Here is a 23,242-nt window from a genome sequence, read left to right as displayed (position 1 = left end):
GCCCTCTATTCACACTCGAGTGCCCGCCTGGGTGCCCGCTCCAGCGCCTGCTCGGCTACGCGCACGAGTGCGCCGGTCGTCGCGCTACGTGCTGACGCGGCCATTTCTTCCCGCAGACGGAGCGGGCCTTCGACGACGGGCCATCACGGACGGGGACCGTGTGGACCTACGGCTTGGCCGGGTCGACGGCGGGCCAGGTGCGCTCGCCGCGGTCGCGCAGGAGTTCGGCGGTGATGCCGCGTTCGGCGCTCAGCCGGGTGAGGACGCCGGCCTGCTGCACGGGCTCGGCCTCGGGGTCGTACTCGGAGCCGGTGAGGTGCTTGAGCCAGGGTTCGAGGCCCATGGCGTAGGCGTAGACGTGCCGGGCGCCCAGCTGCCGCGCGAGCTCGTCGGCCTGTGCGGCGTTGCTGCCCTTGAGGCGGCGCCCGTTGTTGTGCTCGCGGGAGAGCTTGCCTTCCAGCATCGGCCCGTACAGCCAGTTCAGCGGCGCTCCGACGCATTCGAGGCCGATGAAGAGCGCGTCGAGGGGGGTCTCGGTGAGGCCGGGGATGTTGTTGAACAGCGCGGGTTCGAGCGGCGTGATGTCGGTGGCGAAGAGCAGCCTGCGGCCGCCCGCCTGGACGAGGGGCACCATCTTGGTGCGGATGTCGAGGTCCGCGTGCTCGCCCACGAAGGGCAGGGCGGTGACCTGGACGTGCTCGGCCACGTGGTGGGTTTCGAGTTCGGCCAGCTCCCGGACGTCGGAGAAGCCGAGGGCCTGGAGCATGGACTTGAGGCTGGGGTCGCACAGCGATCCGCCGGAGGCGCGCGGAACGACGATCGTGCCGATGCGGGTGCGCAGTTGCAGCAGGGTCTCGAGCGAGAAGTGGTCGGAGTGGAAGTGGCTGATGACGACGGTGTCGATGTGCCGGGGAAGGTCTTCGAGCGTGTAGTGCCGCTCGAAGCCGTCGTCGGTGTAGCCGATGACCGGGTCGAGGAGGACGGAGGTGTCGCCGGTCTCGATCAGCACGGTGGCGTGGTTGAGGTAGCGCATCCGGACGTCCCCGGGCGCGGGCGGGGTGTGCCGCGCCGGCGGCACGTCGTGGAACAGGGCGGTGAACGCCGGGAGGTCGGCATCGGCCACCCCGAGGCGCTGCGCGAGCTGCGGCACGTCGACAGGCTCGAGGCGCGCCGCGAACAGCTCGTCCCACACCGGGGAGTCGAAGGGCAGGTGGATGTCCAGGCGGTCGGGATGCGGCAGGACGGGGCTGCTGTACACGAAGGGCTGGGGGCTGTGCTTGGCGGTGAGGGAGACGCACTGACCGTGCCGCTCGTACGCCGGCGAGCTGTACATCAGCGCTTCGAAGAAGCGGAAGTTGGGCCGGTGGGCGGTGTCGTAAACGAGCTCGACGCGCCCGCGCAGCGAGTCGGGGACCAGCGGATAGAGCGGCTCCATCGGCCCGCCGAGCGCCTTCTCCCGCAGCATGTCCCGCAGTTCGCCTATGTCGTCGGCGAGCCGGAGCTTGGCCTGGCCTTCCTTGACCATGCTCTCGCGCGCCTCACGGACCTCGTCGAGGGTGGCGCCCTGGGGGTCGAGGAAGGGCGCGCCGTAGCGGTTCGGGTCCGAGATGACCTGGTCGTGGAGGTGAGGCGCCTTCAGGTAGCTGTCCACGATCGGCAGCAGACGGTCCCGCAGATTGAGCGCGCCGGTGTGGGGCGCCAGGAGGTAGGGCCACGCGTACCAGCGGTGCAGCAGGGGCTGGGCCACCACGGACGGGCGAAGGTAGAGCTTCTGGTGTGCGGGCACGACAATTCCCTCACTGTCGATGATGTCGGTGGGTGGGTTCGCGGCTTGGGCATGCGCTCGCATATTCATTCATGTCTATCACAAACGACAGTTCATGAATCCGGCAAGCGGGCGGGACAGTTGACTCGATCACGCTACCGACGCCTCTCCGACTTTCATCCCAGGGCGACTCCAGGAGAACTCAAGGCGGCATGGATCAAATGGAGTCCGGCCACGCCTCCGTTCTCGACCGACGGGCCGAGCCGGGACGAAACCGCTGGCAGCAGCCCGTCAGCAGTCCTTCACGGCGCCTTGCAGACCGAGTCGGCCCGGTCATGCCAGGCGGTACCCGGCCTGAACCTGGCTCCATTCACCAGCTCGCGACTGGAAAACCACCGGGCACCGATAGCCGAATTCAGGAGTCGAATTCCAGTCGATGCCGTTTACCTCCGTGCGGAAGCGAATTCACCGAATGCCTTCAGCGCCGCCGGGCGTCAGTCGTGCGAAGGGTGCCAGGGGATCTCGGCCCACACCTGCTTGCCACCGCTGAGCGGCACCGAGCCCCAGGCCGTCGTCGTCGCCTCGACGATGAGCAGTCCGCGGCCTCCGGTCGACTCCCAGCTCACCCAGACCGGTTTGACGGGGCTGCGCGGCGACGCGTCGTTCACGGCGATCCGGAGCCGGTCCGCGGACAGGGTCAGGTCCATTCCCACCTCGCCCTGCGTGTGCGCGAGGGCGTTGGTGACCAGCTCGGACACGACGAGCAGGGCCGCGTCGATCTCCTCCACCACGCCCCAGGACCGCAGGGTGCGCGCGGTGAAGCGGCGCGCGTGCAGGACGGCGTTGGGCAGCCGCCACACCGTCCAGTGGCTCCGCTTCGGCCGGCCTCCCGTGCCGTCGTAGAGCAGCAGCAGCAGTGCCACGTCGTCGTCGCGGCGGCCCATCCCGACGACCAACTCGTCGGCGATCCTCCCGGCGTCCACCGGGTTGGCCACGGTAAGCACCTCGCACACCCGCCGCATGCCCTCCTCCAGGGGCAGCCGGGCCGACTCGACCAGGCCGTCCGTCAGCAGGACGAGCAGGGTGCCGGGCAGCAGCCCCACCTCGGTCATGGGGAAGTCGGCTTCCGCGAGCACGCCCAGCGGAGGCCCGCCCTCGACCGCCAGCTCCTCGGCGACGCCGTCGGGATGGCGCAGGACCGGCGGCAGATGGCCGGCCCGTACGAACCTGGCGATGCCCTCCTCCATGTCCAGGTCCACGTACGCGCAGGTGGCGAACAGGTCGGTCTCCATGCCGACGAGCAGGCGGTTGGCCCGCGCGACCACCACGTCGGGCGGGTGGCCCTCCACCGCGTAGGCCCTGACCGCCGTGCGCATCTGGCCCATGATGGTGGCGGCTCCCGCGCTGTGCCCCTGTACGTCCCCGATGACGAACGCCACATGGGCGTCCCCGAGCGGAATGACGTCGTACCAGTCGCCGCCGACCTCGAGTCCCGCCGTCGCGGGCAGGTAGCGGGCGACGGCGACCCCGCCCGGCAGTTCCGGGAGCTTGCGGGGCAGCAGACTGCGCTGGAGCATCGTGGCGAGTTCGTGGCCCGCGTCCAGGGCGTGGGCGCGCACCAGCGCCTGCCCCACCAGTCCCGCGGTGGCGGTCAGCAGCGACCGCTCCTCCGGTCCGAAGCGGTGCTCTTCGTCCCACCCCACCAGGCACACCCCCACCATCCGGCCTTCGGCGGGCAGCGGCAGCACCGCGAGACCGCCGGGTCCGACGCCCAGCAGACCGGGTTCGAGGTCCGCGCCCGGCGGCCACAGGCTCATGTGCCCGCCGCGCAGCGCGCTCTGCAGGGTGGGCAGGTCGCCGAGTGACGCGTCGGGCCACTCGGAGCGCCATTCCGAGCGCCAGACCTCGGGCCAGGAACCGGGCTCCGGAGGGTCGAGGGCGGTGACGATGAGCCGATCGTGCTCCAGTTCGCCGACCGCGACCCGGGACGCGCCGAGCGGCTCCCGCAGGGCGGCGACCGCCAGCCTGCTGACCTCGCGGACGGTCGCCGCTCCCGCCAGCGTGGCCGACAGCCGCTGCACGAGGGAGACCTCGTCGGCGCTGGGGCGCAGGTAGGTGGCATCGGCCACCACGCCGAGGACGCGCTGGGGTGCGCCGTCGGAGTCCACCTCCACGCGGCACCGCAGCCCCAGCCAGCGCAGCTCGCCGTTCGGGCGGCGGACGCGGAACGCCAGCTGCTGTCCGTCGGCGGCCGGCCGGTCCGGCTCCACGAGCGCCATCAGCGCGGGCATGTCGTCGGGGACGGCGCAGGCGAGCAGGGTCTCCACCTGCCCGTCGAACTGCGCGGGAGCCAGACCGAGCAGCTCCAGCACGTGCGCGTGGGCCTCCATGCGGCCGGTGCCCAGTTCCAGGATGAAGGCGCCTCCTTGGTGGGGCACCAGGCTCTGGCCCAGATGTGTCTGCGGGGCCTTGCGGCCGGCGAAGCGGGCGGCGACCGATTCGAGCCCGGCGGCCACCTGGTCGGCGTAGAGCTCCAGAAGGCTGCGGTCGTCGGCGCTGAAGCCGTCCCCGGCCTCCCCGGCGACGATCAGGCACCCGAGCTCCTGGTCGCCGTGGCCCAGCGGCAGCGCGCCCAGCGAGATCCTGGCCGGCGAGGCGGGGTCACCGTCCCGGACCCGGGTGGTGAAGTGGTGGGGGCCCTCCTCGACGAACGTGGCGAGTTCCCCGGGCGTCAGCCACAGCGGGCGCCCGGAGCGCAGGGCATTGGCGGCGGGCGAATGGCCGGCCACGGCGAGGATCGCGGGCAGCCCGTAGAGGACCTGGCGGTTTCCGGTCAACTCGGCCAGGTGCAGTTCCGTGCCCTGGTGGGCGACCACGTAGACAGCGGCGAGCTCGGCCCCGCAGAACGCAAAGCGACGAGCGGTCACTGTCCGTATCACCTCCTGCACGGTCGCCAGGTCGACCGCCTCCCTCCATGCTGTCGCGCGGAGGACGGTCCGGGCGAGTCGGAGCGGCGGGGCGCCGGTGTGTCATCCCCTCGCGCTCACCGCCGGCCGGAACGTTCCGGTGACGGCGAGCCGCCGGCCCGCCGTCGTGGTGGCCGTCGCGGCGTGGGCGTCGCCGGCCCCGGCTCGCGAACCGGGGGCATGGTGGTACTGGACGGCGAAGACGTGCCGGCCCGGCGGTACGGTTCGGCCCGGCTCGAGCGTCACCGGCGGGTGAGGATGCCGCCCTCGTCGGTGGTCAGCGTGAAGTGGCCCTCAGGTCGGGGCGGTCTCGGCGCCCTCGGCGGTTCGGCCCTCGGTGCCCGGGCGGGGCGGGCAGGGCCGCCCGGGCACCGGGGCGTGGATCACTTCAGGACGCCCGCACCCGCACGGCGGGCGAGGGACGCGGGCAGGTCCGCGGCCGAGGCCTCCAGTCCCCTGGCGAGCGCGGGCTTCCACGTCGCCTCGGGCTTGATCTTCTTCTTGTTCGCGGCGTTGTGGGCGGCGACGAGGTCGGTGACCGAGCCGTTGACCATGTTCCCGCTGCCCGCGAAGGCGCCCGTGCCGTCACCCGACAGCAGTTGGGAGGTCTTGCGGTCGGGGGACAGCGTCCAGTGGTTGTTCTGCGCCACGATCCGGACGCCGGCACGCGCGTTCACGCTGTAGCCGTGGGTGTAGCCGTTGCGCGGGGTGGTGTCGAAGTGGTTGTTGTAGAGGTGGACCTGTCCGACCCGGGCGAGCGGTGCGCGCTGCACGATGCCCTGGAAGACGTTGTGGTGCAGCGTGACACGGAGTTTGGAGTCCTTGTCGCTGCTCCCGATGAGCATGGTCTTGTCGTGGTCGGCGAACCGGTTGTACGAGACCGTGACGAGGTCCGAGGCGTTGGTGATGTCGAGGGCGCCGTCGTGCACCTGGTACTCGCGGCCGAAGTGGCGCGGGTTCGCGGCGTCGAAGTGGGGGCTGTCGGTGAACGTGTTGTGGTCGGCCCACACGTGGGTCGCTCCCCGCAGGGTGACGGCGTCGTACGCGGAGTTCCAGTTGCCCTCGGAGCCGTCCGTGGGGTCCCACTGGGGGAAGCAGTCGCGGGTGTCGGCGAAGGTCAGGTTGCGGATGATGACGTTGTCCGCCTTCTGCACCAGGAGACTGCCTCCGCTGATGCCGGCGCCGGTGCCGGGCACGCCGATGACGGTGGTGTTCGACGGCACGGTGAGGCCCACCCGTTCGGCCTGCTTGGCCTGCGCGGCCGCCCGCGCGGACTCCTGCGCGCCGGACGGCAGCTTCGACCGTCCCCACACCGCGGGGTCGTAGGCCTTGAGGTAGGCGGCGAGCGTGTATCCCGTGCCCTGGGCGTAGTCGGCGCAGGTCAACGGGCGGCCCTGGTCGTCGGTGTTGGCGTCGATGCGGCCCTTCACCCGGATGATCCTGGGGGCGCCGGACGGGCCCGCGCGGAGCGCCTTGACCAGTTCTGCCCGCGTGCTGACGGTGGTGTCGTGCAGGGCGTCCGCCGCCTGCCCGCCGGTGGTGCCGGAGCCGCTCGACGCCCAGCCGTCCTGGGCGGGCAGGGTGGCGTGCGCGAGGTCGGCGGCGCCGGCGTCGGCGCGCGTGGCGAACGGCAGGAGGCCGAGACCCGCCGCGGCGACGAGTCCCGTGGTGACGAGGGCGAGACGGCGGCGGGCGGAGGAGCGGCGGTGGGAGGAGGGGGGCAGGGGCATCGGGTGGCGTTCCTTGTCCGGAGGGGCAGCGGAGCACTGCTCTGTCGCCCTTCAGTTGCCGCCGCCCGCGCCGGAGTTGCCGGGGCCGGGAAGAAGCCCGTGCGATGTGCGTCACACGGCTGCGCCCGGTGGAACCGCCGCCCCCGGGCGGGTGCCGGTCCGGCCCCTGCCGCTGACGTGCCGCCGCGGCGGGGGCCGGAAGCCGTGGCCCGTCACGAGCGGTGTCCGGAGGCAGGGCGAGCAGCGGCGGAGAAGTCCACATGTCGACATGCCCATGGGGTGCGCAGGCTGCGGGACCGGGCCGCGACAGGCGGCCTCCGGCGCCGCGCCGACCGGATCGGCGCGGCGGTGGCCTTGGGGTCGGCGCTCACCGTGGCCCTGCCCGCTGACGCTGCCGGGGCACAGAGGTCACGAGCCCTCGCTGCCGAGGCAGCAAGGCCACGCCCGGGACGTCAGGCGCGGGGCGGGCGCGTCGCCGTGTCCAGGTAGAACGCGTCGATGCTCTGCACGGCCTGCTCGAACTCCTCCAGGTTGACGGGCTTCGTCACGTAGGCGTTCGCGTGGCTGGTGTAGGCGCCCGCGACGTCGTCGGGGGCGGAGGACGTGGTGAGCACGACGACCGGGATGGTCTGGAGGTCGGCGTCGCTCTTCAGGATGCGGAGCAGGTCGCGGCCGTTCATGCGCGGCATGTTCAGGTCCAGCACGATGAGGTCGGGGCGCGGGCTGTCGGGGTTGCGCAGGTGCTCCAGGGCGGCGACGCCGTCGGTGGCCTGGACGAGGTTGCGGGCCCCGCGCTCGGAGAGTGCCTCCTCGATGAGCATGGCGTCGGCGATGTCGTCTTCCACGAGCAGGACATCGAACGGGCGGGCGGGGGCGTTCATCGTCAGTTGCTCCGTGGGTGCTTCGTCGGTGTGGTTGAAGAGCCCCGGCCAGCGGCGGCGGGCGCCCTGGCGGGTCATGCCGCATGCGCGGCCGATCTGGGGGTATCCGGCTCCCGCACGCGCGGCGTCCGTGGCCGCCGCGCGTCGCAGCCGTTCCGCCGCTTGTTGGAGGTGGTCCAGTACGTGCAGGCGTGCCAGGGCCTGCGCGCGTTCGTCCGCCGTCGGATGGGTGAGGTCCTGCTGCAGCTGAAGTGCCAAGCGCCGCGCGAGGTCGGCGACAGCCGCGTCGGCGACGGCGGCTGTCTCCTTCGGGGTGGTCCGGAGGTGGAAGTTCTTGCCTGGCATACCCCGCACCCTAGGCCCTGACCCGGCCCTCGACAACAATTGTTGTCGGATGCCCTCTACAGTGTGCGCTGCGCCCTGTGTCCAAGGCGGCCGCGAACGGAGAGGGATCCAGAGGATGACCGGCAAGATGAGGCCGCCGCGTGGGCGGAGGCCTTCCGCGTGGACGACCCGGCAGTGGCTCCGCGCCGGGGTCGCCGCGTCGCTGGCGGTGCTGACGGTGCTCGGTATGACCGGGGCGTGGGTGCTGGGCCGTACGGCGGCGATCAGCAGCGAGCTCGTGGACAGGCGGTTCCCCGCGATGTCCACCGCGTTCCGCCTGGAGTCGGCCCTGCTCAACCAGGAATCCGGAATCCGCGGCTACGGCCTCACCGGGACCCCGGAGTTCCTGGAGCCCTACCGGCGGGGGCTCACGGACCAGCACACGTACACCGCGCAGCTCACGGAGCTCCTGGACGCCGACACCCGCGCGCGCGACGACCTGAGGAGGGTCCAGGACGCGCTCTCCACCTGGCAGGAGAGGATCGCCCGGCCCGTCGCGGCCTCACCGCCCGGGGCACCCCCGCCGCTGACGGCCGAACGCGCCGCCGAGGCCGAGACGGCATTCGACGCCGTGCGCCAGGCCGTGGCCGACCAGCAGGAACGCCTGCGCGCGGAGCGGGCCCGGACACGCGCCGATCTCGCCGCCACCATGCGGCTGCGGAACTGGCTGTTCGCGGCGATCGCGGCTGTGATCGTCCTCCTGGCCGGGCTGGTGTTCGAGGGGCTGCGCCGCGGCATCAACCGGCCCCTGGAGCAGCTGGCGGCGGACGCCCGCACCGTCGCCGCCGGTGACTTCGGCCACCCCATCACCTCGGCCGGCCCGGCGGACCTGCGGCGGCTGAGCGGCGAGATCGACTTCATGCGCCGCCGGCTGCTGCGCGAACTGGCCGTCAGCGAGGAGGCCCGGCGGCGCCTGGACGCGCAGACCGCCGACCTGCAGCGCTCCAACGCCGAGCTGGAGCAGTTCGCGTACGTCGCCTCCCACGACCTGCAGGAGCCCCTGCGCAAGGTCTCCAGCTTCACGCAGCTCCTCCAGCGCCGCTACGGAGGGCAGCTCGACGCCAAGGCGGACCAGTACATCGGCATCGCGGTCGACGGCGCCAACCGTATGCAGACCCTGATCAACGACCTCCTCGACTTCTCCCGGGTGGGCCGGGTCCACCACGACCCCGTGGAGGTCGACCTTGAGGCGGTCATGGAGCGGACCTTGTCCGTGCTGAGCATCGGCATCGAGGAGGCCGGCGCGTCGATCACACACGATCCGCTGCCGTCCCTGGTCGCCGACCCCACCCAGATGGGCATGCTCTGGCAGAACCTGATCGGCAACGCGGTCAAGTTCCGCCGTCCGGACCGGGCACCGGAGATCCGTGTCGGTGTTGCCCGTGAAGGGGAGCTGTGGCGGTTCACGGTGACCGACAACGGCATCGGCATCGATCCCGAGTACGCCGACAAGGTGTTCGTGATCTTCCAGCGGCTCCATACCAAGGACGTCTATCCCGGAAGCGGCATCGGCCTCGCGATGTGCAAGAAGATCGTCGAGTTCCACGGCGGCACCATCTCCGTGGATCCGGAGTACCGGGACGGGGCGCGCATCAGCTTCACCCTCGCCCCCGAGGCTCCCCCGGCCCCGTCGACCATCGCCGAAGCGACCCGGGCCACCCCGGAGCCCGCCCCGTGACCGCGACCCTCCCCCACGTCGGCGACCTCGCCGCGAACGAACCGGTCTACCGCGTCCTGCTCATCGAGGACGACGCCGCCGACGCCCTGCTCGTCGAGGAACTCCTCCACGACACCGAGCTGCGCTTCGAGCTCACCACGAGCACCTCGCTGGCCGAGGCCCGTTCGAAACTCGCGGCGCGCGCCGTCGACTGCATCCTCCTCGACCTGCACCTGCCCGACGTGTCGGGCACCGACGCGGTCACCACCGTCCGCGCCATGGCCCCGCACACCGCGGTGATCGTCCTGACCGGCCTGTCCGAGAAGCAGGCGGGCTCCGAGGCCATGGCCGCCGGGGCCCAGGACTACCTCGTGAAGGGCAAGGTCGAAGCCGACCTGCTGCGCCGCACCGTCCGCTACGCCGTCTACCGCAGCCGCACCGAACGCGCGGCGGCCGAAGCCCAGTCGGCCCGGCTGCGCGCGGAGGAGAACGCCCGCCTCGAACGCGGACTGCTGCCCCGGCCCCTCCTCGACACCTCCACCGTCACGGTGACCACCCGCTACCTGCCCGGCGCCGAGAAGGCCCTGCTCGGCGGCGACTTCCTCGACGTCGTCGAGGGGGACGACGGCCTGCTGCACGCCGTCGTCGGCGACGTCAGCGGCCACGGCCCCGACGCGGCCGCCCTCGGCGTCTGCCTGCGCATCGCCTGGCGCTCGCTCGTCCTGGCCGGACACCACGGCACCGAACTGCTGCACCTCATGGAACGCCTGCTGGTCGCCGAGCGCGGCAACCAGCACCTGTTCGCCACCTGCACCCTCCTGACCCTCGACCAGAAGGCCGCGACGGCAACCCTCTACCTGGCGGGCCACCACGAACCCCTGCTCACCACAGCGGAGGAGACCCTGGAGGTGCCCTCCGAGCACGGCATCGCGCTCGGCATAGTCCCCGGCCACCGCGACTGGCCCGCGACGGTCATCCCCCTCCCGGACTCCGGCGCACTCACGCTCTACACCGACGGCCTCACCGAAGGACACAACGGCGAGGCCAACGGCCGGCTGGGCATCGAGGGGCTCCTCCCCCTGATCAACACCACCCCGGCCGAGGACCCCGCCGCACACCTGGACAGCCTCATCCGCCAGACCCGAGCCCTCAACGCCGGAAGACACACCGACGACCTCGCCGTACTCCGCCTGGGCTGGGGCTTCCGCTAGCCGCGCCGAGGCCACGGGGGGACTGCTGCGCGGTGCCCGCCGCCCTCACCACCGCAGGGGCCCCGGCCTCGTCCGGCGGCTGCCGACCGGCGAAGTGAACCGTACGGCACCGCGCAACCCGCGGGCGCCGTACGGTTCACGCGTCCTCATGGGCGCTGCGTCACAGCGCCGGGTGGGCGTTCTTCAGGAGCTCCTGGAACTGGGCCGAGAACCACTGGCCGGACAGGGGTGCGTTCGGCAGGGAGCCCGACATGCTGTAGCCGTTGCGGGCGTTACCGGTGTAGGTCGGGTCGCACATCCGGTCGAAGCCCTTGCCCTCGTCGTTCGGGATCTCCTTGCTCGCCCCGTCCGACTCGCCCGGGGGCTTGATCCACACGTACGCGTCGATGCCGGCGGCCGGCGCGGCCTGCGGCCTCTCGCCGAGTCCCGCCCCCGCCTGGTTGCACCAGTTGCCGAGGTGGATGCGCCGGTCGTAACGGCCCCCGTTGACGTAGGTGTCGACGCTGGTCAGCGCACCGGGTCCGGTGGGCCGGGCCGTGCCGCCCCAGCCGTTGCGGGAGGTGTCGATCAGCATGCCGAGGCCCGGGTCGAACCCCAGGGAGACCAGCTTGGACCGCATGGCCTGGGCGTACGACAACTCGTCCGTGTACCGGTTCCAGTCGACCCACTTCGACTGGCGCACGGACGTGCCGTTGACGGAGTCCCCGATCCCGAAGTGGTCTTCCTTCAGGGCGCTGTAGTTGGCCGTGTTCACGATGAAGCCGTGCACCTTGGAGAGCGTGGAGCCTTCGGTGGTGGCCGCCTGCTTGAAGATCTCCGCGGAGGCGCCGAAGTTGTCGTCCCAGCCGAGCCAGCCGTGGTGGCCCGCGTCCACGTAGTTGTAGACGTTGGCGATCGAGCCCAGCTTGTTCAGTGCGTAGCCGACTCCCTTGACGTAGTTGCCGTTGTTCTTCATCACATCGCAGCCGGGGGTGGCCGTCGGGCGTCCCGAGACGTTGGTGACCAGGTTGGGCAGCGAGTCGATCTCGACCGTGGTGACGATCCGGAGCCCCGCGTACCTGGGGTCGGCGAGGATCGCGGCTATGGGGTCGATGTACTGCGTCTTGTACTTGTCGATCTCGGTGGGCCCCAGTTCGCCGTTGGAGGCGAGTGCGGCGCAGTCCCGCCCCGGCAGGTTGTAGATCACCAGTTGCACCACGAGCTCGCCGCTGCCCTTCTGCGCCAGAGCCGCGTCCAGGTGGGCGCGCAGGCCCATCCCGCCGTTCACGCCCTGGATGGCTGCGGTGCGGTCCAGCCAGACGCCGGTGGGCTGGTTCGACACCTTGGTGCCGCCCGGCTCGGCGGCCGCCTTGGCGGACCACTCCGGGTTCACGTACACCTTCGCGCCGGCGTACGGGTTGTCGGCCTTGCCGCCGGAGGGCGGCGGGGTCGTGGGCGGAGTGGTGGGCGGAGTGGTCGGCGGCTCCGTCGGCACGGTGGTGCCGTTGCAGGTGACGCCGTTCAGCTTGAAGGCCGCGGGGACGGAGTTCGTGCCGCTGTACGAGCCGTTGAAGCCGAAGGACGTCGAAGCACCCCTGGCTAAGGAGCCGTTGTAGGACACGTTCCTGGCGGTGACGGCCGAACCGGACTGGGTGAGGGCGGCATTCCAGCCCTGGACGACTTTCTGGTCGCTGCCGTAGGACCACTCGAGGGTCCAGGAGGCGACCGGGTCACCGGTGTTGGTGACGGTCACGTCGGCACCGAACCCGGCGTTCCACTGGCTGGTGACCCGGTACTCGACGGTGCAGCCGGCGGAGGCGGCGCCGGCTGCGGTACCGAACACGGTGGCGGTCGCGCCGGCGGCGGTGACGAGACTCATGGCCGCCAGCAGGGCGGTGCGGGTGGTCGTGCGGGGAATCGTACGGCTCATTTCGTGGGTTCCTTTCAGTTCAGGGCGCGCAGGTGGTCGCGCAGCCCGGTGCCGAATGCCGTGGGGGTGCCGTCGTACGAGGTGATCAGGGCCGGACCGGAGTGGCAGTTCCAGGTGTTCCAGGTCCAGCCGAGATACGAGAGGGCGCGGTCGTCGAACCACTTCATGACGCGGTCGACGAACGCGTGTCCGCAGGTGTTCTCACCGATCTCGCCCGCCACCAGGGGGACCTGGGCGGCGACCGGAGCGAGGGTGGACTGCCAACATGCCTCGTGGGAGCAGGAGTTGAAGTTGTAGACGTGCCAGGCAGCGGCCAGATTGCCCGTCGGGTCGACCGGGGAGTGGGCGAGCCACTGGCTCAGGTCGTTGGAGTACGCGATGCCGGGCACGAGGACCAGATTGCGGGCCCCGGTCGTACGGACCGCGTCCACCAGGTCCTGCATGCCGGCGACCTCGTAACCGATGCCCGGGCACGTGCCGCCGTCGCGCCAGCAGGCCCAGGCCTGCCCGGTGGTGGGGGTCGCCCGGTCGGGGTACGGCTCGTTGAACAGGTCGAAGACGACCCGGCGGTCGTTCTTGAAGGTGTTCGCCACCGAGGTCCAGAACGCCGGGCTGTACCGGGCGTCCGGCATCGGCTTCTGACAGGAGGCGTGGACGTCCGAGCAGCCGGCGGAGTTGCCCGTGTACTGGCCGTACGTCCAGTGCAGTTCGACGACCGGGGTCATGCCGTGGGCGAGGACCCGGCTGACCAGGCCCTTGACGGCGTCGATGTAGTTCCCGCCCCGGTACTCGGGTTTGATGTTGTCGAGACCGAGCCAGCACTCCTCGTTGAGGGGGATGCGGACGGTGTTGGCTTCCCAGTCGGCGATGGCGCGCACCGAGGCGTCGTCGACGGGACCGTCGAAGATGCCGTGGCCCTGGACGCACATGAACTCGGCTCCGGACCGGTTGACGCCGAGCAGGCGACGCGTGGCGCCCCTCTGGTCGGTGAGGCGGTTGCCGGTGACGCTCAGTTCGGGCGCCCCGGGGACCGGGTCGGGGGGATCGGCTGGGCCGGTCGGTGTCGGCGTGGGCGTCGGGATCGGGGGCGGGGTTGCGGTCGGGGTCGGAGGCGGGGTTGCGGTCGGGGGGGGGACGGGGTTGCCGGGGCCCGGCTCTGCGCTGCAGACCTCGCCGTTGAGCGTGAACGTGGTGGGCGCGCTGTTGACGCCCGCCCAGGAGGCGAGGAAACCGACGGTGACGACGGCGCCCGTGCCCACCGTCCCGTTCCAGCCCTCGTTCACGGCCGTGGCGCTCGCCCCGGACTGGGACCACTTGGCACCCCAGCCCTGACGGATCTCCTGACCGTCGGCGAAGTCGAAGCCGAGGCTCCAACCGTGCAACGCCGCACTGTTGTTGGTGACGGACACGGATCCTTGGAAGCCGCCGGTCCAGGAGCCGACGACGGAGTACTGAACGGTGCAGAGGGGTGCGGCCGCTGTTCCTGAGGCCGTACCTGCCACGGCGAGAGCCGCGCTCACCAAAGTGAGCACCGCTCCCCCGCCGAGCAATGCGGACAGACGCGGGGGATGTCGCATGAGCGACTCCTTGCAGCGAGGGCGCGCTCTGACGGCGCGCCGACTGACGGAATCGCTCCCACTGGTTGGGGCCAGACCGTAGCGGCAACTGACGCCCCGCGAAAGGGAGGTGTCGAAATTCGCCAGGGTACGGCTTCGTTTCTTCGCGCGTCTTGACGCGTTGCGCCGGCATCCGCACAGTGGGAGCGCTCCCACTGGTTCACAGCTTGTAGCCCACGCCCTTTCGACGCGCCACATGACTCACGCTGTTCGCACGCCCCGCCCTTCCCCGAGTCGCGAGGAGGCCCGCCTGCTCAACCAGGCCGTTACACCTGAGCACCGTCCGGGACGGGGACGGGATGCAGGGTCGCGTCGCCCGTGACCTGGATCCCGATGCGCCCGCCGGGGGCCACGGGCGCCCGGCCCGGGACGCGGACGTCGACCGGTTCGTCCAGTCCGTCGACGGCGACGGTGACCATGGCGTCGTGGCCGTAGAAACGGACGTCGGTCACGGTGCCCTGGGCCACCGCCGAGCCGGCGTCGCTCAGCCGGAGCTGCTCGGGCCGTAGCAGCACCAGGCCCGCGCCCCGCCCGGCCGGCCTGCTGTCCGTCAGCTTGACGGGGCCGAGCGCGGTGGCCGCCGTGCCCTGCTCCGCGGTGCCGGACACCATGACGGCGTCTCCGACGAAGGCGGCCACCCATGGGTCGGCGGGGCGGTGGTAGACCTCCTGGGGGCTGGCGCACTGGGCGACGCGCCCGTCCCGGACCACCGCGACGAGGTCCGCGGTGGACAGCGCTTCCTGCTGGTCGTGGGTGACCATGACGGCGGTCGCGCCGGTGGCGCGCAAGGCAGCCCGTACGTCGGCCCGTACGCCCGTGCGCAGGGCGCTGTCCAGGGCGTTGAACGGCTCGTCGAGCAGCACGAGCTGCGGCCTCGGGGCCAGGGCGCGGGCGAGGGCGACGCGCTGCTGCTGGCCGCCGGAGAGTTCGTGCGGCATCCGGTCGCCGTAACCCGCGAGCCCGACCAGGTCGAGCATCTCCCCGACGCGGGCCTTGCGCGCGGCCCCGTCCAGGCCGGTCAGGCCGAAGGCGATGTTGCGCCCCACGTCGAGATGCGGGAACAGCGCGCCTTCCTGGGGGACGATGCCGATGCGCCGCCGTTCGGGCGGCAGGTGGACGCCGGGGCCGGCAAGGGTGCGGCCGCCGATGGTGACGCTGCCCGCGTCGGCGCGCAGGAATCCGGCGATGATGCGCAGCAGTGTGGTCTTGCCGCAGCCGGAGGGGCCCAGGACGGCCGTCAGCGCGCCGCCGGGGACCGTGAGGTCGAGCCCGTCGAGGACGGTGGCGCCGGCCCCGTAGGCCTTGGTGAGTCCCTTGATCTTCAAGTCGGTCATGTGCGGTGCCTTCCGAGGAGGTACGAGGGCACGGCGGCCAGCAGGATCAGCGCTGCGGCGTAGGGTGCCGCGGCGGCGAAGGACCCGGTTCCCGTCTCCGTCCAGAGCCGGGTGGCCAGCGTGTCCATGCCGGTGGGGCGCAGCAGGAGGGTCGCCGGTAGTTCCTTCATGCACACGACGAAGGTCAGGGCGGCTCCGGCGGCCACGCCGGGGGCCGCCAGCGGCACGGTCACCTCGCGCAGCACCCTCAGCGGGGAGCGGCCGAGCGAGCGGGCCACTTCCTCCAGGACCGGCGGGGACTGGAGGACGGCGGCGCGGGTGGCGCCCACCGCCACGGGCAGGAAGAGCACCGCGTACGCGCAGACCAGCAGCGGGAGTTCCTGGTAGAGCGGCTCGGCGTAGCGGACCGCGAAGAAGACCAGGGACAGCGCGACGGTGATGCCGGGCAGGGCGTGCCCGGCGTAGGCGGACTGTTCGAGGAGGTGTGCGGTGCGGCCGTGGTGGCGGGCGGCGATCACCCCGACGGGCAGCGCGAGGAGCGTGGTGAGGGCGGCGCCGGAGGCGGCGACGGCGAGGGTGGTACCGGCGGTGTCGAGGAGCCCGGCCGGATCCCAGGTAGCGGAGTTGCCCACGGCGAGCCAGTACCCGAGGGTGCCGAGCGGGGTGAGGACGGCGACGGCGGTGACCGCCGTACACCACGCCAGGGCGGGTGTCCGCCACCGGCCGAGCGGCGCGGGAACGGCGGGGCGTGCGGTGCCGGCTCCCGTCCTGGCGTGGCCCGCGCGGCCGCGGGTGCGCGCCTCGGCGGCGACGAGCAGGACGGTCATCACCACCAGGACGACGCTCAGCGCGGCGGCCGGGGTGCGGTCGAAGCTCGCGCGGTAGGAGGTGTAGATGCCGCGGGTGAACGTGTCGTACCGCATCAGGGAGACGGCTCCGAAGTCGGAGAACACGTACAGCGCGACCAGTACGGAGCCGCCCGCGGCCGCGGGGCGCACCTGGGGCAGCGTGACGCGCAGGAAGGTCTTCAGCGGCCCGTGGCCGAGCGAGCGCGAGACCTCCTCCTGTGCCGGGTCGGCGCCGCGCAGCACGGCCGTGACGGGCAGGTAGACGTACGGGAAGCTCACCAGGGTCAGGGCCAGCGCCGCCCCGGAGAAGCCGACGAGGTCGGGGAAGGCGGACAGCCAGGCGAAGGCGGCGACGTAGCTGGGCACGGCCAGCGGCAGGGTCACCAGCACCGACCAGGCGCGGGCGCCGGGCAGCGCGGTCCGTACGGTCAGCCAGGCCAGCGAGATGCCCAGCAGCAGACAGGCCGTCACGACCACCGCGGCGAGGGTCAGGCTGCGGGCGAGCAGTTGGGCGGTGCGCTCGTTGGCGATGACGTCCCAGGCGAAGGCGGGGCCGCGCTCCAGGGAGCGGACCGCGAGGTAGCCCAGAGGCAGCAGCGCGAAGGCCGCGGCGACGGCCGCGGGGATCAGCAGGACGGCCGGCGGGCGGGCTCCGGCGCGCAGCCGCCCGGCCGGCGTGGAGACACCGGTCGGGCGGGCGGCCGGATCCGTCCGCGGGACGGGATCCGTGGAGGACATGATGGCTCAGACCATCCCGGCGTCCTGCAGCATCTTCAGGGTCTCCTGAAGGGATTCGAGCTTGCCGAGGTCGATCTTCGGAGCGTCGAGGGAGGCCAGCGGCGGCAGGTTCTTGACCGTGCTGGTGACGCCGGCTGCCAGGGGGTATTCCTTGGTGTCGTCGGCGAAGTACTTCTGCGCCTTTTCGGACAGCAGGAAATCGACGGCCTTCTGGGCTGCCGGCGTTTGGGAACCGCCCTTGACCAGGCCGACTCCAGCCACGTTGACGAGTGCGCCCGGGTCTCCGCCCGGCAGGAAGTGGATCTTCGACTTGACCTTGGCCTCGCCCTTTTCGGCGACCTGCTCGTACCAGTAGTAGTGGTTGACGAGGCCGAGCGAGACCTCGCCCTTTCCGACGCCTTCGAGGACCTTCAGGTTGTTGTCGTAGACCTTCGGCTCGTTGGCCTTCAGGCCCCCCAGCCAGGCGCGGGCGGCGTCGTCGCCCTCGAGGACGCGCATGCCGGTCACGAAGGCCTGGAAGGAGGCGTTGGTCGGGACGTAGCCGATCTTGCCCTTCCATTCCGGCTTCACCAGGTCGTGCACGCTGTCGGGGACCTTGGTGACCTGGCCGGGGTTGTACGCGAGGACGCGCACGCGCCCCGAGGTGCCCACCCAGTCGCCCGCGCCGCCGCGAAACGCCGGGTCGACCTTGTCGAGCGACTCCTGGGGCAGCTTTTCCAGCAGGCCCTTGGTGGACAGGGCGCCGAGGGCTCCGGCGTCCTGGGAGAAGAACAGGCCGGCCTTGGTCTTCGCGCCCTCTTCCTGGATCTGGGCCGCGAGCTCGGCGCTCTCGCCGTAGCGGACGGCGACCGTGGTGCCGACGGCCTTCTCCAGTTCGTCCAGGAGCGGCTTGACCAGCTTCTCGTTGCGGCCCGAGTAGATGACGAGCCCCGCATCGTCCTCGTCGACGCCGCAGCCGGCGACAGCGGGGATGAGCAGCGCTGCCGCGAAGAGCGCGGTCAGACGTCGGACAGAGGGGCGTCGCATGGCAAGCCTTCCTGCATGTGCGGCGGAGAACTTTTACGCCCCATGAGTAAGGTAAAGCTAACCTAAAGGTCAAGAGTGACGCACACAACGTTTGCACCGCGCGGAAAGGGCGGCGGAGCCGACCCTACAGGTGTGCCCACAATGGATCTTCAACGGGTCGAATGTGACTTTTCCGTGACTATCCAATGAGGTAAGGCATTCCTAAGATTCCCACGTGACGCCCCCTTCCGCCCTCCTCCCAGGTACCGCATCCGTGCCGTTCGCCCATTCCCTCGGCGTCCACGGCGACCGCACCGCCTTCATCACGGCCGACGGCTCGGTGACCTACCGCGAGCTCGCCGCGCGCGTGGACGCGACGGCGCGCCGCCTCGGCCGGGAGCGCCGGCTGATCCTGCTGTGCGGCGCCAACACCGTCGACGCGCTGGTGGTCCACCTCGCGGCGCTCGCGGCGGGGCATCCCGTGCTGCTCGTGCCCGGCGCCAACCCCGAGGCTCTGCAGTCGCTGATCGAGGCGTACGACCCGGACGTCGTGGCCCACCCGGACGGCGGACGGTGGGTGCTCGACGAGCGGCGCCCGGTCTCCGCCCACAGCCTGCACCCGGACCTCGCACTGCTGCTGAGCACCTCCGGCTCCACCGGCTCGCCCAAACTCGTCCGGCTGTCACACGAGAACCTGCAGTCCAATGCCGAGTCGATCGCGCAGTACCTGGACATACGGGACACGGACCGGGCCGCGACCACCCTTCCCCCGCACTACTGCTACGGCCTCTCCGTCATCCACAGCCACCTGCTGAGCGGCGCCGGGCTGATCCTCACCGACCTCTCGGTCGCCGACACCTGCTTCTGGGAACTGTTCCGCACCGGCCGCGGTACGACCTTCGCGGGCGTCCCGTACACCTTCGACCTGCTCGACCGGGTCGGCTTCGCCTCGATGGAACTGCCCCACCTGCGCTACGTGACCCAGGCGGGCGGACGGCTGACTCCCGACCGGGTCAGGCGGTACGCCGCGCTGGGCCGCGCCGCGGGCTGGGAGCTGTTCGTGATGTACGGCCAGACCGAGGCGACCGCCCGCATGGCCTACCTGCCCCCGGCCCTCGCCGAGACCCACCCCGAAGCGGCCGGCATCGCCGTCCCCGGCGGCTCGTTCCGGCTCCACCCGCTGGCGGACTGGCCGGAGGAGGACACCGGCGAGCTGGTGTACGCGGGTCCCAACGTCATGCTCGGCTACGCGCACACCCCGCAGGACCTCGCGCTGGGCCGGACCACGGCGGAGCTGCACACCGGCGACATCGCGCGGCTCACCGCCGACGGGCTCTACGAGATCGTCGGCCGCCGCAGCCGCTTCGTGAAGATCCTCGGCCTGCGCATCGACCCCGCGCAGGTCGAGGCGATGCTCGCACGGCACGGCGTCACCGCCCTGTGCGCGGGTGACGACGAGGTCCTCGCCGTCGCCGCCACCGGTACGCACGCCTCCGACGCCCCGCGGATCCGCAGGCTGGTGACCGAGGCGTGCGGCCTGCCGGCGCGCGCGGTACGGGTCGCGGTACTGCCCGACCTTCCCCGCCTTGTCACCGGCAAGCCCGACTACCAGGCGGTCCGCGAACGGTGCCGTCCGGCCGCCGGGAGTGCGGGCTGCGAGGGCGCGGCCTCCGAGGAGGGTGTGTCCCGGGCCGGGCCCGGCCGGGGTGCGGACCCCGAAGACCTGCGCACCCTCTACGCGGCGATCCTGGACAAGCCCCTGGCGGAGGTGACGCGGGACAGCTCCTTCGTCAGCCTCGGGGGCGACTCGCTGTCGTACGTCGAGATGTCGCTCCACCTCGAGGAGCGGCTGGGCCATCTGCCGGCCGACTGGCACACGACGCCGCTCCGGGACCTGAGGCCGCCCGAGCGGGGACTCCCCTCGCACCGCCGCGCCCTGGAGACCGGCGTCGCCCTGCGTGCCATGGCGATCTTCTGCATCGTCGGTTCCCACATCCACGTGTTCGGCATCAAGGGCGGGGCACACCTGCTGCTCGCGCTCGCGGGGTTCAACTTCGCGCGCTTCCACCTGACCGGCGCCGAACGTCGCGAGCGCATACGCCGGATCGGGACCAGCATCGCCCGCATCGCGGTGCCGAGCATGGCTTGGATCGGCCTCATGCTGCTCCTCAACGACGACTACACCCTGGCCAACCTCGCCCTGCTCGACAGCGTCCTCGGCCCCGAGGACAGCAAGACGGGCATGCAGTTCTGGTTCGTCGAGGCCCTGGTCTACATCCTGGTGGCCGCCGTCGCCGTGCTGAGCGTCCCCGCGGTGGACAGGGCCGAGCGCCGTTTCCCGTACGCCCTGCCCCTGGTGATCGCGGCCGTGGGCCTGCTCACCCGCTACGACCTCCTCGGCCTCCCGGACCGTACCCGGATCCCGGACGCGATCACGGTCTTCTGGCTGTTCGCACTGGGCTGGGCGGCCGCGAAGGCCACCACTGCGCGCCGGCGGCTGGTGGTCACCGCCGCGGCGGTGGCAACGGTGCCCGGGTTCTTCCCCGGCGACCCCGGCCGGGAGGCGATCGTCATCGCCGCCTTCACCCTCCTCGTGTGGGTCCCCACCCTGCCCGGCCGGGAGCGCGTCAACCAGCTGGCCGGTCTCCTGGCGACGAGCTCGCTCTACATCTACCTGACCCACTGGCAGATCTTCCCCCTCGTCGAGGGGTTCTCCCGGCATCTGGCGTTCCTCGCCTCTCTCGTCTTCGGCGTGGCCTACGCCGCGGCCGCCAACCGCCTGATGAGAACGCTGCGGTGGCCGCGGCGCGGCGGTGCGTGACCGTCCGCTGCCGCGCTCTTGCGCGCCCTTGCGCACCCCGTGCGGCGCCCGGCGTCAGCGCGCGGCGGCGGGGCGCGGGCATTTCGGCAGCGCCGGCCGTTCCTTGGTGCGTACGGCGGGCAGCCAGGCCTCGGGGGGCATGGAGCCGGGCGGGAGCGGGACGCGGTACCAGCGGGTGGACAGCCGGTCCTCCTCGTCGATGATGGGCCGCCCGTCGGGCAACTGGCAGTCGGCGGCGAGGACGTCGCCGTGCCAGACCCTGGCCGGTACGACGTTGTCCGCGGTGTAGGGCCGCATCGGATCGATCGCCAGGCCCAGACTGCACCGCGGTTCCCGGTCGCTCCGCTCCCGGCAGCTCCGCTCCGCGTTGAACACCCGGACCGTGCCGGCCGCCGTCACGCCCGCGGGGCCGGGCGGTGCGGACGGGTTCACCCGTACGACGTCCGAGCACAGGGTCGCGCCGGCCATCCCGCACAGCGCGGCGGCGAGGACGGCGGCGCGGGCCCGGCTCCGCAGCCGCCCCGCCCCAGCCCCGGCCCCGGCCCCGGCCCCGGCCCCGGCCCCGGCCCCGGGAGCTTGCTGCTGGGCGGCGATGCGGGCGAGCAGGCTCTCGGCGGTGTGCGAGGCGCGCGCCGCGTGGGTGGGGGCGAGGCAGTCGGCGGCCAGCGCGCGCCAGAACGGCGGCACGGCGTGGTCCATGCGCAGGGGGGCCCGGCCCTCGCCGTACTCCTGGACCGCGGCGCCCCGCGCCAGGGGCGTGGCGCCCGAAAACGGCGAACCGCCCGCCGCGAACACCTCGTGGATGACGATGCCCAGGGCCCAGATGTCGGCGGTCGGCCGGACCCGCACGCCGAGTTCGCCGAGGGGCGCCCGCCAGCGCTCGGGCGGGAGGTAGTCCAGGGTGCCCAGGGGCGGCGCGTACCCGTGCGTCCCCGTCAGCTCGGTGGCCAGGCCGAAGTCCGAGAGCTTCACGGAGCGGTCCCTGCCCAGGAGGACGTTCTCCGGTTTGAGGTCCGCGTGGACCCAGCCCGACCGATGGAGATGGGCGAGGCCCTCACAGATTCCCGCGATCAGCCGGCCGCGCTCGGCCTCGGGCACGCCCGCGTCGAGGAGTTCCCGCAGACTGCCGCAGGCCCGTTCCATGACCAGGACGATCGCGCCTTCCAGGGCGGGCCGGTCGGGCGCGGCGAGGACGAACGACTCCAGGAGGCCGATCAGCCTGGGATGCGCGGCCCTGCGCCCGAGCTCGACCTCGCGGCCGGCTGATTCCACGATCCTGCGCGCCTGCCGCGGCGCGAGCCCGGCGGTCGGCATGATCTTGAGCGCGACTTCGGTGGGGCCGGGAGGCCGGCCCGCAGGGGCATCGCCGCGGCCCGGGCGCCGGCCCGCCGGCCGCGCCGCGTAGACCGTGGACCAGCCTCCGGACCCGATCAGTTGGGTGACCTCCCAGTCGCCCACCTGGTAGCCGGGTGGGAGCACGTCGGTCCGGTCGCATTCCGTGGTGCCTCCCAGGCCGTGCCGCAACGTCATGGTGCGGCCTGCCGCTCGCGACCGCCCGCCCCCGTCAGGGGCGGCAGCAGCCCGAGGTGCTCTTCCCGTACGAGTCCGAACCGCAGCGCGAGCCCGACGATCTCCTCCCGCTTGCCGTTGCGGCGGTCGCCCTTGCCGGGGTCGTGGGCGTCCGGGAGGCTGATGCGCAGTTTCTCCTCGGAGAGGTAGTCGATGTGCGAGCTGACCGCCCGCGCGGTCAGAGTGCCGCAGGTGGCGTGGCCCCTGAGCCGCTCGACGATCTGGGGGGTGGTGGGGACCGCGACGCGGGACTGGTCGCGCAGGCGGGGCTCGCAGAGCGCGACGAGGACGAGGAAGTACGTGGCCGTCTCGTCCAGGGAGTACGCGGTGACGGTGCGGTTCCCCCACGGGACGCCCATGGCGTCCGGGTCCAGGTAGATGTGGTCGGGGGCGAACACCTGGAAGGAGACGGGGACGTCGCCCCGGGTGGGCAGCACCACGCGGGAGAACTCGAACGGGATGGGCGCGCCGACCCGTCGCGGCGAAACCCTCAGGTATTCCCCTGCTCCCTCCGGGTTCTCCACCAGATAGCTGTGGGTGCTGCTGTGGTTCGTCAGCTGCCAGTGGTCGTCGGTCACCCGGATCTCCCCGGCGAGCCGGGAGATCGCGGGGTCGGCGAGGCGCAGCTCGACGGGGACCGCCGCGGAACCCCGGCCGAAGCGGGCGACCTCGCCGGGACCGAGCCGCAACGTCACCGCGTCCCCGTGCGGTTCGCCGCCGTCGGCGCCACCGCTTCCCTGCGGCAGATGCACGACTACGCCGCTCACGGCTCCCCCCGTTCCACACGTCGTACTTGCCGGACGAGCGG

General features: G+C 72.1%; 15 protein-coding genes. 3 read left to right on the top strand and 12 right to left on the bottom strand.

The genetic code is table 11. The features are described from left to right. Positions 1-166 precede the first annotated feature (166 nt). The 5 genes from BGK67_RS29330 to BGK67_RS29310 form a co-directional block, all read right to left on the bottom strand. Positions 167-1,786 carry an MBL fold metallo-hydrolase gene (locus BGK67_RS29330; RefSeq protein ID WP_244291350.1) on the bottom strand — a complete coding sequence of 540 codons (1,620 nt, stop codon included), beginning with the start codon at positions 1,784-1,786 and terminating at the stop codon, positions 167-169. A 473-nt stretch (positions 1,787-2,259) separates the two neighbouring features. Beyond that, on the bottom strand, positions 2,260-4,704 hold the full coding sequence (locus tag BGK67_RS29325; protein ID WP_432215488.1) for a SpoIIE family protein phosphatase: 2,445 nt from the start codon (positions 4,702-4,704) through the stop codon (positions 2,260-2,262). 90 nt (positions 4,705-4,794) lie between these two features. Continuing rightward, positions 4,795-4,977 (bottom strand): hypothetical protein, encoded by a 183-nt coding sequence (locus BGK67_RS29320; protein ID WP_069922899.1) that lies wholly within the window; start codon positions 4,975-4,977, stop codon positions 4,795-4,797. 137 nt (positions 4,978-5,114) lie between these two features. After that, positions 5,115-6,461, bottom strand: a complete 1,347-nt coding sequence (locus BGK67_RS29315; protein WP_069922898.1) for a pectate lyase family protein — start codon at positions 6,459-6,461, stop codon at positions 5,115-5,117. A 452-nt stretch (positions 6,462-6,913) separates the two neighbouring features. Further along, positions 6,914-7,687 (bottom strand): response regulator, encoded by a 774-nt coding sequence (locus BGK67_RS29310; RefSeq protein ID WP_079154433.1) that lies wholly within the window; start codon positions 7,685-7,687, stop codon positions 6,914-6,916. A gap of 115 nt (positions 7,688-7,802) precedes the next feature. Here BGK67_RS29310 and BGK67_RS29305 point away from each other — a divergent pair, with 115 nt between their 5' ends. Then, entirely contained in the window at positions 7,803-9,404 is a 1,602-nt protein-coding gene (locus BGK67_RS29305; protein ID WP_069922897.1) for a sensor histidine kinase, read from the top strand. Continuing rightward, on the top strand, positions 9,401-10,594 hold the full coding sequence (locus BGK67_RS29300) for a PP2C family protein-serine/threonine phosphatase (RefSeq protein ID WP_069922896.1): 1,194 nt from the start codon (positions 9,401-9,403) through the stop codon (positions 10,592-10,594). Before BGK67_RS29305 ends, BGK67_RS29300 begins: the two co-directional genes overlap by 4 nt. A 160-nt stretch (positions 10,595-10,754) precedes the next feature. Here BGK67_RS29300 and BGK67_RS29295 read toward each other — a convergent pair whose 3' ends face one another. The 5 genes from BGK67_RS29295 to BGK67_RS29275 all read right to left on the bottom strand — a co-directional run bounded on the left by BGK67_RS29295 (position 10,755) and on the right by BGK67_RS29275 (position 18,065). After that, positions 10,755-12,503, bottom strand: a complete 1,749-nt coding sequence (locus BGK67_RS29295; RefSeq protein WP_069922895.1) for a glycoside hydrolase family 6 protein — start codon at positions 12,501-12,503, stop codon at positions 10,755-10,757. Between the two features lie 14 nt (positions 12,504-12,517). Then, positions 12,518-14,080: a cellulase family glycosylhydrolase gene (locus BGK67_RS29290; RefSeq protein ID WP_079154432.1), complete on the bottom strand. Its 1,563-nt coding sequence runs from the start codon at positions 14,078-14,080 to the stop codon at positions 12,518-12,520. A 305-nt stretch (positions 14,081-14,385) separates the two neighbouring features. Further along, positions 14,386-15,453, bottom strand: a complete 1,068-nt coding sequence (locus BGK67_RS29285) for an ABC transporter ATP-binding protein (protein WP_069922894.1) — start codon at positions 15,451-15,453, stop codon at positions 14,386-14,388. Continuing rightward, a complete protein-coding gene (locus BGK67_RS29280; RefSeq protein WP_069922893.1) occupies positions 15,450-17,039 on the bottom strand; it encodes an ABC transporter permease in 1,590 nt (529 codons plus the stop codon). Before BGK67_RS29280 ends, BGK67_RS29285 begins: the two co-directional genes overlap by 4 nt. A gap of 6 nt (positions 17,040-17,045) precedes the next feature. Next, a complete protein-coding gene (locus BGK67_RS29275) occupies positions 17,046-18,065 on the bottom strand; it encodes an iron ABC transporter substrate-binding protein (RefSeq protein WP_069922892.1) in 1,020 nt (339 codons plus the stop codon). Between the two features lie 253 nt (positions 18,066-18,318). On the opposite strand from BGK67_RS29275, the gene BGK67_RS29270 reads away from it, so the two are divergent. Then, complete coding sequence (locus BGK67_RS29270; protein WP_244291349.1) at positions 18,319-20,865, top strand: AMP-binding protein; 2,547 nt, start codon at positions 18,319-18,321, stop codon at positions 20,863-20,865. A gap of 54 nt (positions 20,866-20,919) precedes the next feature. Here the strand turns inward: BGK67_RS29270 and BGK67_RS29265 are convergent, their stop codons facing one another. Both BGK67_RS29265 and BGK67_RS29260 read right to left on the bottom strand, forming a co-directional pair. Further along, a complete protein-coding gene (locus tag BGK67_RS29265; protein ID WP_069922890.1) occupies positions 20,920-22,395 on the bottom strand; it encodes a serine/threonine-protein kinase in 1,476 nt (491 codons plus the stop codon). After that, the gene (locus BGK67_RS29260; RefSeq protein WP_208948765.1) at positions 22,392-23,201 is read right to left on the bottom strand and encodes an FHA domain-containing protein; all 810 of its coding nucleotides are present in this window, start codon (positions 23,199-23,201) and stop codon (positions 22,392-22,394) included. Before BGK67_RS29260 ends, BGK67_RS29265 begins: the two co-directional genes overlap by 4 nt. Positions 23,202-23,242: the final 41 nt, after the last annotated feature.

This window comes from Streptomyces subrutilus (assembly GCF_001746425.1).
Lineage (GTDB): Bacteria > Actinomycetota > Actinomycetes > Streptomycetales > Streptomycetaceae > Streptomyces > Streptomyces subrutilus_A.
This window is presented reverse-complemented; position numbering and strand designations above follow the sequence as displayed.

Coding starts and splice junctions, on each gene's coding strand:
- BGK67_RS29275 (WP_069922892.1), bottom strand. CDS start 18,065: ATGCGACGCCCCTCTGTCCGACGTCTGACCGCGCTCTTCGCGGCAGCG.
- BGK67_RS29280 (WP_069922893.1), bottom strand. CDS start 17,039: ATGTCCTCCACGGATCCCGTCCCGCGGACGGATCCGGCCGCCCGCCCG.
- BGK67_RS29265 (WP_069922890.1), bottom strand. CDS start 22,395: ATGACGTTGCGGCACGGCCTGGGAGGCACCACGGAATGCGACCGGACC.
- BGK67_RS29305 (WP_069922897.1), top strand. CDS start 7,803: ATGACCGGCAAGATGAGGCCGCCGCGTGGGCGGAGGCCTTCCGCGTGG.
- BGK67_RS29315 (WP_069922898.1), bottom strand. CDS start 6,461: ATGCCCCTGCCCCCCTCCTCCCACCGCCGCTCCTCCGCCCGCCGCCGT.
- BGK67_RS29290 (WP_079154432.1), bottom strand. CDS start 14,080: ATGCGACATCCCCCGCGTCTGTCCGCATTGCTCGGCGGGGGAGCGGTG.
- BGK67_RS29310 (WP_079154433.1), bottom strand. CDS start 7,687: ATGCCAGGCAAGAACTTCCACCTCCGGACCACCCCGAAGGAGACAGCC.
- BGK67_RS29295 (WP_069922895.1), bottom strand. CDS start 12,503: ATGAGCCGTACGATTCCCCGCACGACCACCCGCACCGCCCTGCTGGCG.
- BGK67_RS29285 (WP_069922894.1), bottom strand. CDS start 15,453: ATGACCGACTTGAAGATCAAGGGACTCACCAAGGCCTACGGGGCCGGC.